Here is a 14094-nt window from a genome sequence, read left to right as displayed (position 1 = left end):
TCCCTTACCAGACGTAGGCGAGGACTTCGCCGCCCACGCCCTGCTGCTTGGCCTGACGGTCAGTGAGCAGACCCGAGGACGTGGAGATGATCGCCACGCCCAGGCCGCCGAGCACCTTGGGCAGGTTGGTGGACTTCGCGTAGACCCGGAGGCCCGGCTTCGACACGCGGCGCACACCCTGCAGGGAACGCTCACGGCTCGGGCCGTACTTCAGGTCGACGATCAGGTTCTTGCCGACGGGCGCGTCTTCGACGCGGAAGTCGGCGATGTAGCCCTCGCGCTTGAGGATCTCGGCGATGTTCACCTTGAGCTTCGAGTGCGGAGCCTTCACCTGATCGTGGTACGCCGAGTTGGCGTTGCGCAGACGGGTCAGAAAGTCTGCGATCGGATCAGTCATGGTCATGTGTTTGACCGGTACCTTTCTCGCCGCGGTTCCCATTCAGCACCGTCTGAGATCGGCGGTCGTGGGCCTACGACAATTCGGGGCGGTCCAGCCGGGAGTGCCCGACCGGATTTAGCGCTTGCGCCCGGAGCAACCGCCGCACGCGCGAGGCGCGTGCGGACACAACTGTGCCCGAGCAACCGGTCTAGTGTAGACAAGGGCTGATCAGCGACCAAATCAGGGTCTCGGCGACTAACCTGTCGATGTCGATTCGCAGCCCGAAAGGAAGGACGCTGTGAGTGTCGCCCATGAGCACGGCTTCGGGCCGTACACGGTTTACGACCTCGACGCGCTACCGGATGAGGGTAAGGGTTACGAACTCGCCGATGGGTGGTTGATCCCGTTGTCCCCGGGCGCTCGCCATGACATGGCCGCCGACATCCTGCGCGATCGACTGCGCGAAGCCGCGCGAGCCGCTGGAGCCAAGGTCCACATCCAAGGCCCGATGGACATCTCCACTCCTGCCGGAGTGCGCAAACCCGATGTGGCCGTAATGGATCGAGCCGCCGCACGCGCCGCGCACGAAGCGAACGTCCGTACCTTCTACGGCCGCGACGTCCTGCTGGTCGTAGAGGTCGTATCCCGCCGCAGCGGAAGCGAGCGGGTCGATCGGGTGGACAAGCTGGACGACTATGCCGCCGCAGGTATCCCGCAGTACTGGATCATCGATCTGGAGCCGCACCCCCAGATCGCCCTGCACGGTCTCGAGAACGGCGCCTACGGTCGGCCGGAGAAATTTCAGGCCGGAGAACTGCTCCGCATCGATTCGCCATTTCCCTTCGCCCTCGACCCCGCGGAACTGCTCGACCCCGACAACGCCTGGTGACGGAGCAGCCGGAGGTCAACGCCGATCCCACGGCTCGGCAGCGAAATACACCGTGCCGGTTGAGGGAATCGACCGTGCCGGTTGGTCAGTGGGCGGAGCCGAGACAGAAAACGCCGGGCATGATCTGGCCTGGGCGCTGATAGGTGTAGGAGGCGACCGGAGACGTTGTCGCACAGGGATTTCCGGTCGATCCGTCGGTCGCGGCGGCGGCCACTTCCCCGTATCGAACCCTGCTCGACCTGATCGGCCACAGCGGAGTCACATTGACGAGCGCGGGTTACCTTCCGCCCGCTGTGGTCACCGCGGTGTACACCGAGCTCGGCATGGACCAGGATTGGATCGGCAAGGGCAACCGGGAGGACCAGACAACCCCGGTGCTGCTGTTGCGCGAGTCCGCACAACGCCTGGGCCTGCTCTTCAAGCGCAGCGGCAAGCTCCGCCCGACACGCGTGGGTCTGGCACTCGCCGAGGACCCGGTCGCGCTGTGGCGACACCTCGCCCAGCGCACCGCCGCCGAAGCCGCGCGGGTCGAAGATGCCGCCGCCCAGCTGTTCCTGGTCGTGGTGGCGGCGGGGCTCACCGACACCGTCGAACCCACCCTGCTCGACCTGTTGCAACCGATGTCCCCGCTGCCGGCCGGTTCCGTCACCATCAGCCACCTCCGGACCCGATCGTTCCAGCGAACCGTCGATCCATTCGACCGAATGAAGATGCGGCACTACGACATTCGCCGCATGGGGTTCCAGTACAACTCCGAGGCAGCGGAGTTCGCCCGCACAGTCCTACTCGCCGAGGCCAACTGATCACAACACCTGGCATGCGACGCTGACCTTGTCGAGCTGCTCCGCTTCTACGCCGTGCCGATTACGCGGTGCGCGCGCCAACCGACTTCCCGTTGCGTTCACCCGCGCCGTGGGCGCAGGCGTTTCACGAACGCGGCCAGCATCGGCGTTTCGACGTTCCGAGCCACGGCCTGCGGTGCGAACGGTCGATCGAGGGCATCCGTCAGTTCCCGCCAGTGCGCAGTGACGCGAGGATCGCTGACAGTTCGACACCGAGGCTTCCGCGGAATTGCCGCGCAGCGTGCCGCCGCGACGGCCACGGGCTAACCTGGCGGACCAGCACGCGAATTCGATGAAATGGCAAGGGGTTGGGCCGGTGCCCTATGTGACCACCGATGACGGGACCAAGGTCCACTACTTGGACACCGAGACCGACGGGCCGGCGCTGCTGCTGGGGCACGGGTTCTTCATGGACGCCGAGATGTGGCTTCCGCAGCTGGACGCGCTGGCCGATCGGTATCGTGTGATAGCGGTGGATGCGCGGGGACACGGCGATACCGAGGATGCCGGGAATCCGTTCACCTATTGGGATCTCGCCTGGGACGCGTGGAAGGTCGTCGATGCGCTGGGCGTGGATCGTCTGGTCGTCGGCGGACTCTCGCAGGGTGGATTCACCGCGTTGCGGATGGCGTTGCTGCAGCCGGCGCGCACACGCGGGCTGGTGTTGATCGGCACGACCGCGGCCGCCTATACCGAGCAGGAGCGGGAAGGCTACGAGCGGGTGATCGTGAAGAGCTGGGTCGGGGGCGCGGTGCCGATCGACGACATCGCGTTGCCGATGGCCGCGGTGATGATCGGTGGCGATCGGGACCGGCATCAGCGGCCGTGGGTGGAGAAGTGGCGGGCGAGCGAGCGCGGGCGGCTCGCGCAGGCCGCGCGCTGCCTCATCGATCGCGAGGCCATCACCGAGTTGCTCCCGGAGATCACCGTGCCCGCGCTGCTGCTGCGCGGCATCGGTGACCAGGCCTTCAACCATGGGCACATGCAAGGGCTCGCAACAGGATTGGGCGGTCCGGCACGAATGCAGACGATTTCCGCCGATACGGCCACCCATATCTGCAACCTCACCCACCCCGAGCTGGTGAACCCCGAGATCAGGGAATTCCTGGACGGACTGCCGGCCTGATGAGTCCCCGGCGCCGGCCGGGAACCCGATGACCAGCCAGCCCGACGCCGCCGGAATGACAGACTCCCGCAGCACGGTCATGGTCGCGGTGTCCGGCGACCAGATCCGGCGGTCACCCTTCGGCCGACGGACATAGACGACACCGGAATCCCAGAGCCGGCGAAAATCTCCATGGCTCGCCGCCAGCTCCCGGGCGATCTCAGCGGTGCCCCCGACTCCCGGTGCGGCCGCATAGTGGTGGCGCAACATACCCGTCACGACGGTGGCCTCGAGCTGCCAGGTCGGCAACACCAGCTTGGCTCGGGGATCCCCGAACAACCAGTGCGGCATGGTTTTCGCCTCGACCAGCCCCGGCAGCAGCCGCCGATACCAATCGTTCGCGGCGGCCACGCCCCAATTCACCACCCATGCCGCGGGGAGAGATGTGAGCCGGTCGAGCAGCATGGCCACATCCTCGGCCGACGCGAACTCGTCGAGGGTGACATCGGGTCGCCCCGCCAAGGCCCGCAGGTGCGCGCACTCGTGTTCGTCGTCGCACATCGCGTCCGCGAGGACGGACAGCGCCCGGTCACCGACGCTGACCTTGTCCCCCTGTTCGAGCTTCTGCACCGTGCCGAGTCCGAGGTGCGCGTGCTGCGCCAATTGCCGCTGCGTCCATCCGCGCCGCAGGCGTAGTCGCTTCACGAACGCTGCGAGCGTCGGCATCTCGACTTCGACCCCATCGCCGAACAGCATCTGCGGACCCTTTGCACCTGTGAGAAATTCGACTCCCCCGCGATGGGGGGTAGAGCGCCAGACGCTACCACCGGTTTGGGACACCGCGTGATCTTGCTGGACCGCTCACCACATTGAAAGGATTGACCTCGGGCGATGCCCTGGCCGCACTTCGGAGGGGACGGTCAGGTTTTCGCCCTCATTCGAATCGCGGGCGACGGCACAAGGGCGACGAGTTCGGGAGGCACGCTTCTCGGCGCACCGTCTCAGCAGGGCAGTGGCCGGTAGATCCGCTTGTCGAGCGGATTGTCGAAATCGCAACGTTCGGCCATCTCGAACAGCTCGGCGAACGCCTTGCTGCGCTCGGCCCGCCTGGCGGCCTCGATGATCGCCTTCAGTGCGTCGTTCTGCCCGGCTCCGATGTCATGATTCCCCGCAATGAGGTCGGCAATGGCAACGACACAGCCGCCGGGATCGGATCGACAGCGCGGCATCCTGCTGTCGAGGTGGGTAGGGTGAACCGCATGTCGACACCGCAAGACGAGTCGCCTCACCTCGTGTCGGTGGAGGAGTTCTTGGCGGGGCCTCCCGAGTCGTTCGCGGAGATCCACGACGGCGTGCTGATCACCGCGATGGCGCAGTCGCCGGAACACGATCTGGTCGTCCGGAGGCTGGCCGCGGCCCTGGAGTACGCGATCGACCCGCGGGGCCCGTGCCGCGAGGTCCACAGTGACACACCGATGCGGTTGGCGGACGGCGATTCCGGCGAAAACGCACGGCGCCTTCGGGTTCGGTATCCAGACCTGGTGCTGCGCGACTGTACCGACGGCCCGTACGACGTTCAGCGCGTCGCTCGGCAGACTCTCCTGGTCGTCGAGATCACGTCCGAAGACACCGTGGACGCGGATATCGGGATCAAACGAGAGCTGTATGCGCGCGAGGGGATTCCGGTTTATTTGATCGTGCACTTCGCCAAGGATTGGCAGCAGATCACCGAGATCGAGGAGTGCCGGCTCGACTGGTCGGGGCGGCGCTACGTCACCCGCCACACGCATTCCGACGCGCTGGTGCTCACCGAGCCGGTGACCCTCGCGGTGACGTTCGCGGAACTGCAGAGCCGGCTTCCTCCGCGCAGGTACTGAACTGCGGAGCCGTCGGAATCTCATCGAAAGATCCAGCACGCAGGAGACGCCGAAGGCCCCCACCGGGACGGATCTCGGTGGGGGCCTTCGGGTTTGGGGGTACTAGCTCACCAGGACGACTTGTGGACGCCCGGGAGTTCGCCGCGGTGGGCCATCTCGCGCAGGCAGACGCGGCACAGGCCGAACTTGCGGTAGACAGCGTGCGGGCGGCCGCAGCGCTGGCAGCGGGTGTAGGCGCGCACCGCGAACTTCGGCTTGGCGTTGGCCTTGTTGATCAGAGCCTTCTTAGCCATGGATCAGTTCTCCTTGAACGGGAAGCCGAGGTGCTTGAGCAGGGCCCGGCCTTCTTCGTTGTTGGTGGCGGTGGTCACCACGGTGATGTCCATACCACGCGGACGGTCGATCTTGTCGACGTCGATCTCGTGGAACATGGACTGCTCGGAGAGACCGAAGGTGTAGTTGCCGTTGCCGTCGAACTGCTTCGGCGACAGACCACGGAAGTCGCGGATACGCGGCAGCGCGATCGAGATCAGACGGTCCAGGAACTCCCACATCCGGTCGCCGCGCAGGGTGACCTTCGCGCCGATCGGCATGCCCTCACGCAGCTTGAACTGCGCGATGGACTTGGTGGCCTTGCGGATCTCGGGCTTCTGGCCGGTGATCAGGGTGAGGTCGGCGACCGCACCGTTGATCAGCTTGGCGTCACGGGCGGCGTCGCCGACACCCATGTTGACGACGACCTTCACCACGCCCGGGATCTGCATCACGTTGGCGTAGTTGAACTCGTTGTTCAGGGCCGGCTTGATTTCCTCGCGGTAGCGGGTCTTCAGGCGCGGCTGCACCTTGTTCTCAGTAGAAGTCATCTCAGATGTCCTTCCCGTTGCGACGGGAGATGCGGACCCGCTTGCCGTTCTCATCGGTGCGGTAGCCCACGCGGGTCGGCTTGCCGTCGGAGTCGACGACCATCACGTTGGAGGCCTGGATCGGCGCTTCCTGGGTGACGATGCCGCCCGAGCTGGCGCCACGCTGGTTCGCGGAGTTCGCGACGTGCTTCTTGATGCGGTTCACGCCCTCGACGAGGACCTTGCCGGTCGCCGGGTAGGCCTGGATGACCTTGCCCTTGGCGCCCTTGTCCTTGCCCGAGATCACGATGACCGTGTCGCCCTTGTGCACCTTCATGGTTACAGCACCTCCGGGGCCAGCGAGACGATCTTCATGAAGCGCTTCTCACGCAGCTCACGGCCGACCGGGCCGAAGATGCGGGTGCCACGCGGATCGTTGTCCGCCTTGATCAGCACCGCAGCGTTCTCGTCGAACTTGATGTACGAGCCATCCGGGCGACGACGCTCCTTGACGGTGCGCACGACGACGGCCTTGACGACCTCGCCCTTCTTGACGTTTCCGCCGGGGATGGCGTCCTTGACAGTGGCGACGATGATGTCACCGATGCCGGCATAGCGACGCGACGAACCACCGAGAACGCGGATGCAGAGGATCTCCTTGGCACCCGTGTTGTCGGCGACGCGCAGCCGCGACTCCTGCTGAATCACTTCAGCTCCTCCTAGACCTGGACGATATGCACGCCGGATTGCCGACCCGACGGGCATGGTCAGTTGCCCTTCAGCTGAGCCAATGGCCCGCTCCGCAGGTACGCGGGGCAGCGCCTGCCAGCGGTTTTTCACCGAACAGGAGAACAACCACTGTGGGTTCGCGGCCGAAGTGCGGGCATAGCTCCCGCAGGCAACCGGAACAGTTTAGCGAAGACCCTGTTCAGGGAGAAATCGGGGGCGGAACACATGGCTCGGCGCGGATTCAGATTTTCCTCAGTCGGGTCAACTAGCGTCGGCGCGAGCAACGTCCGAGCTGTTCCGATCATCCGGTAGAGGAGATTCGCGTTGTCCGAGCGCCCCATCGCTCTCGACCGCCGTACGTTCCTGATCGCCCTGGGCCTGGCACCCGCGGTGGCCGTATTGCCCGCCTGCTCCCCCGACTCCAAGCCGCCGAAACAGCCGACGGGCCCGGATATGTCCGGGTCGGATCCGACGGTGCGGCCGCAGGACGATCTGTACCGGTTCGTCAACGGGAAGTGGCTGCAGGAGTATCAGCTGCCGCCGGACAAGTCGTCGTTCGGGACCTTCGACGAGGTGCAGGAGCGGGTCCAGGACCAGCTGAGGACGATCATCGAGGGGATCCGCGATCCCGAGCCCGGGTCTGACGAGCAGAAGATCCGTGACCTCTACGACGCGCGGATGAACCGGGACGAGATCGAGACGCTCGGCATGACGCCGCTGCAGGACCTGTTCGATCAGATCGACAAGGCCGCGACCAAGCCTGATCTCGCGCATGTGATGGGCGGATTGACCAATGTGGGTCTCATCGGCCTGAGCGTGGGCCCGGACCCGAAGAACTCCGATGCCTATCTCCCCTCGATCGAGCAGTCCGGGCTCGGCATGGGCGAGCAGTACTACCGCAAGCCCGAATACGCCGCCCGGCTCGCCGCGTACCGGACGTTCATGCAGCGCCTCGCCGCCGGAGCCGGGTTCCCGGACCCGACCGCGCTGGCCGGCCGGGTGGTGGACCTGGAGACCCGCATCGCCGGATTCCATTGGGACAACGTCAGAACCCGCGATACCGACGCGACCTACAACCTGATGGCCTGGACCGAGCTGACCGCACTGGGACCTCAATTCGACTGGGAACCTTGGCTTTCGGGCAACACCGACCGGCCGAAGAACATGTTCGACAAGATCGATGTGGCCGAACCGTCCTTCGTGACCGGCGCGGGGCAGCTGTGGGCCGATGTCGACCTCGCCGCCTGGCGCGAGTACCTGAAGCTGAGCCTGGTGCGGGCGTACGCGCCCTATCTTCCCAAGGCGATCGCCGACGCCAATTTCGATTTCATGGGCAAGGTGGTCCAGGGTCTGCAGGAGCAGCCGGAGCAGTGGCGGCGCGCTGTGGAAACGGTCAACACCTCCGTGGGCGAAGCTCTCGGAAAGCAGTACGTGGCCAAGCATTTCCCGGCCGAGGCCAAGAAGCGGGCACTCGAGATGGTCGACGATCTGCGCGCGGCGTACCGGGAGAACTTCCAGAATTCGACGTGGATGTCGCCACCCACCCGGGACGCGGCGATCGCGAAACTCGGGAAGATCAATGCCAAGATCGGCTACCCGGACAAGTGGGAGGATTACTCCAAACTCACGGTCACGAGGGGCCGGCTGGTCGAATCCCTGCGCTCCTCGGACGCTTTCGAGGCGAAGCGGATGTTCGATCGGCTGGGGACGCCGGTGGACAAGTCGGAATGGGTCATGCCGCCGCAGACGGTGAACGCCTACTACAACCCCAGCGGCAATGAAATCGTGTTCCCCGCGGCCTTTCTGCAGCCGCCGTTCTTCGATCCGGATGCCCAGCCCGCAGTGAACTACGGTGCGGGCGGTGCGGTGATCGGGCACGAGATCGGCCACGGGTTCGACGATCAGGGTTCCAAGTACGACGGGGACGGCAATCTGAAGGATTGGTGGACACCGGAGGACAAGGCGGCCTTCGCAGCCAAGACCAAGCAGCTGATCGCGCAGTACAACGCGCTGGTGCCGGCGGGCCTGCCGCCCGATCAGCACGTCAACGGCGAGCTCACGGTCGGCGAGAACCTGGCGGATCTGCGCGGGCTCGAGATTTCCCTCTCGGCCTATCGGATGGCCGAGAAGCGCAAGGGGACGGACACTCCCGACTACCGGCCGATGTTCGAATCCTGGGGCCGGACCTGGCGCACCAAGATGACCACCGAGGCGCTGCAGAGTCAGATCGCGTCCGATCCGCACTCCCCTGCCGAATTCCGGTGCAATCAGGTGGTACGGAATCTGGGCGAGTTCTACAGCACCTATCACGTGAACGACGGCGACAAGGCATACCTGCCGCCGGACCAGCGCGTCACCCTCTGAGAACGCGACAACCCGCGCGAGGCCGCCGTCCCCGGTAGCCTCGCGTCGGTATCGCAGCTTCGGGGAGAGGTAGTGCCTGTGAGTTCGTCGGATCGTCCGGCCGGTATGGACCGTCGTCGTTTTCTGATCGCGCTCGGTCTCGCACCGGCCGTCGCCACGCTGGCGGCGTGTGGCAGCGATACGAAGAACACGGTCACCTCGACCCAGCTCACCGGCCCCGACATGTCCGGGTCGGACGCGGCGGTGCGTCCGCAGGACGACCTGTACCGGTTCGTCAACGGCAAGTGGCTGAAGGAGTATCAGCTACCGGCCGACAAGGTGTCGTTCGGGACGTTCGACGATGTCGCGGATCGGGTCGAGGGCCAGCTGCGCGAGATCATCGAGGGCATCAAGGATCCCGAGGCGGACACACCCGAGCAGCAGATCCGCGATCTGTACGACGCCCGGATGGATGTCGACACCATCGAGAAGCTGGGCCTCACGCCGCTCGCCGACATGTTCGCCGACATCGACAAGGCCGCGGGCAAGCCGGAGCTGGCCAGGGTGATGGGCGCGCTGCCGATCGGCGGGCTGATCGGGCTGGGCGTCTCGGTGGACCGGAAGAACTCCAGCGCGCACATCGCCTCGGTCGGTCAGTCCGGAATCGGCTTGAGCGAGCAGTACTATCGCAAGCCCGAATACGCCGACAAGCTGGCCGGATACAAGACCTACCTGGAGAAGATCGCGACGGGCGCCGGATTCCCGGACCCGGCGGCCATGGCGGGCCGGGTACTGGATCTGGAGAAGCGGATCGCGGCCGGATTCTGGGACAACATCAAACTGCACGACACCGAGGCCAGCTACAACAAGATGTCGTGGACCGACATGGTGGCGCTGGCGCCGCAATTCGATTGGGATCCCTGGCTTTCCGGGAACACCGATCGGCCCAAGAGCCTGTTCGCGACGGTGATCGTCGGCGAGCCTTCGTTCGTCACCGCGGCCGGGCAGCTGTGGCACGACGTGGATATCGCGGTGTGGCGGGACTACTTGAAGCTGGCGGTGGTGCGGGAGTTCGCGCGGTTCCTGCCGAAGACGCTCTCCGACGCCAACTTCGAATTCTTCGGAACCGTGATGAGCGGGCAGCTGCAGCGGCCGGATCGGTGGAAGTCGGCGGTCGGCACAGTCGACAGCACGGTGGGCGAGCAGCTCGGAAAGCTGTACGTGGCCAAGCATTTCCCGCCCGAGGCCAAGAATCGGGCGATGGACATGGTGGCCGACCTGGTCGCGGCCTACAAGGACAACTTCACCAATTCGACGTGGATGTCGCAGCCCACCCGGGACGCCGCGCTGGTCAAGCTGAGCAAGATGGGCGTGAAGATCGGCTATCCGGACAAGTGGGAGGACTACGCCGGGCTGAAGATCACCCGCGGCCAGCTCATCCAATCCCTGCGCGCCGCCAATATTTTCGGCGCCAAGAAGATGTTCGACAAGCTGGACAAGCCGGTCGACAAGACCGAGTGGGGTATGACGCCGCAGACGGTGAACGCCTACTACCAGCCGGTCAACAATGAAATCGTGTTCCCCGCAGCCTTTTTGCAGCCGCCGTTCTTCGACCCGAAGGCCGAGGCGGCGGTCAACTACGGCGCGGGCGGCGCGGTCATCGGTCACGAGATCGGACACGGCTTCGACGATCAGGGCTCCAAGTACGACGCCGACGGCAATCTGAAGGACTGGTGGACCGCCGAGGACCGGGCGAAGTTCGACGACCGCACCAAGAAGCTCGTCGACCAGTACAACGGCCTGGTCCCCGAGGGTCTCGACCCGGCGCACCACGTCGACGGCACCCTCACCCTGAGCGAGAACGTCGCCGACAACCGCGGCCTGCAGATGGCCTTCGCCGCCTATCGCATCAACCAGAAGCGCGCCGGCGTCGAGAACCCCGACTATCAGCCCATGCTCGAATCCTGGGGCCGCAACTGGCGGTCCAAGCAGACCCCGCAGTACACCGAGAATCTGCTCGCCAACGACTCCCACTCGCCCGACGAGTTCCGCGCCAACCAGGTGGTCCGCAACCAGGCCGAGTACCACGCGGCCTTCGCCACCAAGGACGGCGACAAACTCTTCCTGGCCGAGGACCAGCGCGTCACCTTCTGACCCATCCCGATCGCGGCGGGATCCGGCCGTTCAGGCCGGATCCACCAGTTCCCGGGGTGCGGCCAGCCGCCAGGAGTCGGTGACGATGGCCGTCAGTTCATCGTGGTCGTCCAGGGCGGCGAGTCGCACCCGCACCCACGCGTTGCCCGCCTCGTGCGGGGCGATCCAGAATTTCTCCGGCTCGGCCTGCACCAGTTCGTCCCGATCCACGATGGGGCACCGGACGGCCATGGAGGTCTCGTTCTCGGGCAGGGTCAGGAACAGCTTCCCGGCCACCCGGAACGTGGGCATCTGCCATTCGAACTGCTCGGTGGTGCGCGCCAGCGCGAGCGCCACCGCCCGCACCTGATCCCCGGTCGCCGTCATGATCTCGATGCTCCCAGCCGGGTATGACACCCGGGCTATCGGTCCCCGCCGGGGGTGCCGAGGATCATGCTGCCCACATTGCATTCCTCCAGTTCGTCGGCACCGGTGGCGGTGGTGAAGGCGGCGGTGTCGGAGAAGCCCTGGGCCACCGCGCCGAGGTTCATGGCGGTGGCGGTGAGGTAGAGGGTCTGCATGAGGACGCCGACGTGTTTGAGGATATTGGCGTAGGCGACCGACTCGTAGGACCACATGACCCGGCCTGCCCGAGCCGAGATCAGCAGCAGCAGTTGCGGTTCGGTGGCGTTGGCGAGGGTGGCCGTGGTGGTGCGCAGGAGTCGCTGGACCGCGGGGGAATCGGCGGGGGCGACGGGGCGCAGGGCGTGCTCGAAGGAGTCGTAGTGGTACATGCCGGGGGCCAGGCCCTCGACACTGCGGACCACCGGGTACAGCTCCAGTTCGTGGACGCTACCGCCGGAAGGGTAAGGGCGGGAAGGGAGTTCGCCGCCGTCCGGGGTGGACTCCACCGACCGGGTGCGAGCGCTGCGGTAGAGCAGTTCGGCCAGCTGGGCGACGGTGATCGGCCGGGCGTCGTCGAAGGACCGGCAGGAACGTCGGTCCTCGAGGACTGCGGTCAGGGTCGGGTCGGTGGCGCGGAGGGTGGCGAGGTCCGGCGCCGGGAGCGCGATCGGGACACCCGGGTAGGGCGCGCGCTGCGCCGGGCGTTGCGGGAACTCGTCTTTCGCCCATGCGGTGGGGCCGAAGTCGTCCCACGTGACGGTGCGGGAGCCGAGGGTGCTGCGCCGGTGGAACCAGAGGTCGGGGGCGCTCCAGCTGCGGGTGGTGAAGTCGCGGTGCTCGGCGGCGGGGTCGGCGGTGAAGCCACCCCAGCGCAGGTCGGCGGCGATGCGGGCCGAAAGGGACTCGGGCAGGCCGAGTTCGGTGGGATCGGCGCCGGCGGCGAGGGCCAGCAGCCGGGGGTCGTGGACGCGGAGATCGCACCACGAGGTGGGGTGTTCCAGGACCAGGCCGTCCGGATCACGGTGGATGACAGTGAATTTCGAGAGGACCGTGCGCGGCCCGTCGCCCGTGCCCGGACGTGCGGGCGGGGTGGTGAAGGGGCGCAGGGTGTAGAGGTCCCGGTCGCCGTCGCGGACGGTGACCTCCAGCCAGCCCGCTCCGGCCAGCCGGTCGAGAAGGGTTGCCACCGAATCGGATTCGGCCGCGAGCTCGCTGGTCGTCGCCGGACCCTGATTGAGGGTCTTCAGCGCCTGACTCTGAGCCGGGGTCAGCCCGGTCAGCTTCTCGTTGTGCGGCGGGTTCAACAGCACCGCGCCGCCGGGGACGATCAGGCAGGTGACGCCGGGACGGAGGCCGTAGCGGGTGTCGTCGGTGCGGATCATTTGGCGGCGCTGGCGAGAGCCGGTTCGAGCTTGTCGAGCAGGTAGGGCAGCGCCAGCGGGGTGGGCTGGTTGATGGCGCTGATCTCCTGGACGGTGAGGAAGACCACCGAGTTCTTCTTGACCGAGGGCAGGGCGCCGAATCCCGGCAGGCCGCGGTACTTCTCGTCCATGCCGGGCGAGTAGCCGGCCAGCAGCAGGTCGGAGTCGAGTTCGTCGAGGCGTTCGGGCGAGAGGGCCAGGCGGCCACCGGAGCCGCCCTGGTCCACCAGGTGCTGCGGGATGGTCATACCGAGCTGGGTGAACAGGCGGCTGGACCCGTCCTTGGGGTCGGTGAGCACCATGAGCTGCGACGGCCCGGCCAGCCAGGAGCTGATGAAGGTCTTGTTCTTCAGGCCCGGATTGCGTTGCGCGATACCGTCGATGCGGCCGTTCAGGTCGGCGATGAGCTTGTCGGCGGCGTCGGTCTTGTGCAGCACCTGGCCGAGCGCGCGCACCTGGTCGGCCCAGGGGGTGACGGCCTCTTTGGTGAGCCCCGGCAGGGTGGGCGCGACCTTGGACAGGTCGCCGTAGGTCTTGGCGTCGGCGATGAACGGGTCGGCCAGGATCAGGTCCGGGTTCAGCGCAGCAACCTGTTCGGCGAGGTTGCCGGTGGTTTGCAGCGCGGTGGACTTTGCCAGCGCGGCCGGTTCCCAGGGCGGTGCGCCCTTGCTGAGCACCGCGATGTTGTCGATGTAGCCGACCGGGGTGACGCCGAGTGCCTGCGCGGTGTCGAGCCACTGATTGCCCAGCGCCACGATGCGTGCCGGGGTCCCGGTCACGGTGGTCTGCCCGAGGGCGTGGGTGATGGTGACCGGTTCGCCGCCGCCGGCGGCAGAGTCGTCGGACTTCGATCCGCAGGCCGCGAGCCCGAGGGCGAGCAGGCTCACCACGGCCGCAAGGGCGGCTCGCGCGGTGATCGATCGCCCGCTACGCGCGGTGAAAGCCGACTTCATCGTGACTCTCCTGTCTGCCGATGCCCACCCGTACGGGGCGAGCAGTAGGTGAGCCTAGCCTAATTTCCTCGAGGGATGGGGACCGTTGTCGCCGATTCGATCCCCTACGGGGTGGTCGATCGTGCCCTTGATCGATTAGGTTAGGGTTGCATAAGTTAGAACCCGGGGGTTTGGAA

The 14094-nt window shown here is 66.4% G+C and carries 14 protein-coding genes and 1 pseudogene; 6 read left to right on the top strand and 9 right to left on the bottom strand.

The window, feature by feature from the left end:
• Positions 1-4: 4 nt before the first annotated feature.
• Positions 5-403, bottom strand: a complete 399-nt coding sequence (gene rpsH / locus ACQP1O_RS04130; protein WP_213558035.1) for a 30S ribosomal protein S8 — start codon at positions 401-403, stop codon at positions 5-7.
• A 274-nt stretch (positions 404-677) separates the two neighbouring features.
• Between rpsH and ACQP1O_RS04125 the strand changes: the two genes are divergently transcribed.
• The 3 genes from ACQP1O_RS04125 (at position 678) to ACQP1O_RS04115 (ending at position 3236) form a co-directional block, all read left to right on the top strand.
• Complete coding sequence (locus tag ACQP1O_RS04125; RefSeq protein ID WP_433564561.1) at positions 678-1268, top strand: Uma2 family endonuclease; 591 nt, start codon at positions 678-680, stop codon at positions 1266-1268.
• A 263-nt stretch (positions 1269-1531) separates the two neighbouring features.
• The gene (locus ACQP1O_RS04120; RefSeq protein WP_433564560.1) at positions 1532-2071 is read left to right on the top strand and encodes a hypothetical protein; all 540 of its coding nucleotides are present in this window, start codon (positions 1532-1534) and stop codon (positions 2069-2071) included.
• A 355-nt stretch (positions 2072-2426) separates the two neighbouring features.
• Positions 2427-3236: an alpha/beta fold hydrolase gene (locus ACQP1O_RS04115; RefSeq protein ID WP_433564559.1), complete on the top strand. Its 810-nt coding sequence runs from the start codon at positions 2427-2429 to the stop codon at positions 3234-3236.
• A 51-nt stretch (positions 3237-3287) separates the two neighbouring features.
• Here the strand turns inward: ACQP1O_RS04115 and ACQP1O_RS04110 are convergent.
• Positions 3288-3941 (bottom strand): annotated as a pseudogene (locus tag ACQP1O_RS04110) (helix-turn-helix domain-containing protein); the annotation flags it as partial.
• A gap of 152 nt (positions 3942-4093) precedes the next feature.
• Here ACQP1O_RS04110 and ACQP1O_RS04105 point away from each other — a divergent pair.
• Positions 4094-5092, top strand: a complete 999-nt coding sequence (locus ACQP1O_RS04105; RefSeq protein WP_433564558.1) for a Uma2 family endonuclease — start codon at positions 4094-4096, stop codon at positions 5090-5092.
• 107 nt (positions 5093-5199) lie between these two features.
• Here ACQP1O_RS04105 and ACQP1O_RS04100 read toward each other — a convergent pair whose 3' ends face one another.
• Genes ACQP1O_RS04100 through rplN form a run of 4 tightly spaced genes read right to left on the bottom strand, consistent with a single transcriptional unit; the run spans position 5200 to position 6642 of the window.
• Positions 5200-5385 (bottom strand): type Z 30S ribosomal protein S14, encoded by a 186-nt coding sequence (locus tag ACQP1O_RS04100; RefSeq protein WP_029923637.1) that lies wholly within the window; start codon positions 5383-5385, stop codon positions 5200-5202.
• A gap of 3 nt (positions 5386-5388) precedes the next feature.
• On the bottom strand, positions 5389-5955 hold the full coding sequence (gene rplE / locus ACQP1O_RS04095; RefSeq protein ID WP_354830525.1) for a 50S ribosomal protein L5: 567 nt from the start codon (positions 5953-5955) through the stop codon (positions 5389-5391).
• A 1-nt stretch (position 5956) separates the two neighbouring features.
• Positions 5957-6271, bottom strand: coding sequence for a 50S ribosomal protein L24 (rplX, locus tag ACQP1O_RS04090; protein ID WP_040804283.1), 315 nt, complete (start codon positions 6269-6271; stop codon positions 5957-5959).
• 2 nt (positions 6272-6273) lie between these two features.
• Positions 6274-6642, bottom strand: coding sequence for a 50S ribosomal protein L14 (gene rplN / locus ACQP1O_RS04085; RefSeq protein ID WP_033090674.1), 369 nt, complete (start codon positions 6640-6642; stop codon positions 6274-6276).
• 345 nt (positions 6643-6987) lie between these two features.
• Between rplN and ACQP1O_RS04080 the strand changes: the two genes are divergently transcribed.
• Both ACQP1O_RS04080 and ACQP1O_RS04075 read left to right on the top strand, forming a co-directional pair.
• Positions 6988-9027, top strand: a complete 2040-nt coding sequence (locus ACQP1O_RS04080; RefSeq protein WP_433564557.1) for a M13 family metallopeptidase — start codon at positions 6988-6990, stop codon at positions 9025-9027.
• A 78-nt stretch (positions 9028-9105) separates the two neighbouring features.
• Positions 9106-11160 carry a M13 family metallopeptidase gene (locus ACQP1O_RS04075; protein WP_433564556.1) on the top strand — a complete coding sequence of 685 codons (2055 nt, stop codon included), beginning with the start codon at positions 9106-9108 and terminating at the stop codon, positions 11158-11160.
• A 30-nt stretch (positions 11161-11190) separates the two neighbouring features.
• Here ACQP1O_RS04075 and ACQP1O_RS04070 read toward each other — a convergent pair whose 3' ends face one another.
• From ACQP1O_RS04070 to ACQP1O_RS04060, 3 genes are read right to left on the bottom strand one after another with little or no spacing between them, the layout of a single operon-like run.
• Positions 11191-11526, bottom strand: a complete 336-nt coding sequence (locus ACQP1O_RS04070) for an MmcQ/YjbR family DNA-binding protein (RefSeq protein ID WP_364605618.1) — start codon at positions 11524-11526, stop codon at positions 11191-11193.
• 35 nt (positions 11527-11561) lie between these two features.
• The gene (locus ACQP1O_RS04065; RefSeq protein WP_433564555.1) at positions 11562-12926 is read right to left on the bottom strand and encodes a SagB family peptide dehydrogenase; all 1365 of its coding nucleotides are present in this window, start codon (positions 12924-12926) and stop codon (positions 11562-11564) included.
• On the bottom strand, positions 12923-13918 hold the full coding sequence (locus ACQP1O_RS04060; protein WP_433564554.1) for an ABC transporter substrate-binding protein: 996 nt from the start codon (positions 13916-13918) through the stop codon (positions 12923-12925). Before ACQP1O_RS04060 ends, ACQP1O_RS04065 begins: the two co-directional genes overlap by 4 nt.
• Positions 13919-14094: the final 176 nt, after the last annotated feature.

This window comes from Nocardia sp. CA-151230 (genome assembly GCF_050942175.1).
Lineage (GTDB): Bacteria > Actinomycetota > Actinomycetes > Mycobacteriales > Mycobacteriaceae > Nocardia.
The sequence above is the reverse complement of the archived record's forward strand: the minus strand, read 5'-3'. Positions and strand labels throughout refer to the sequence as shown.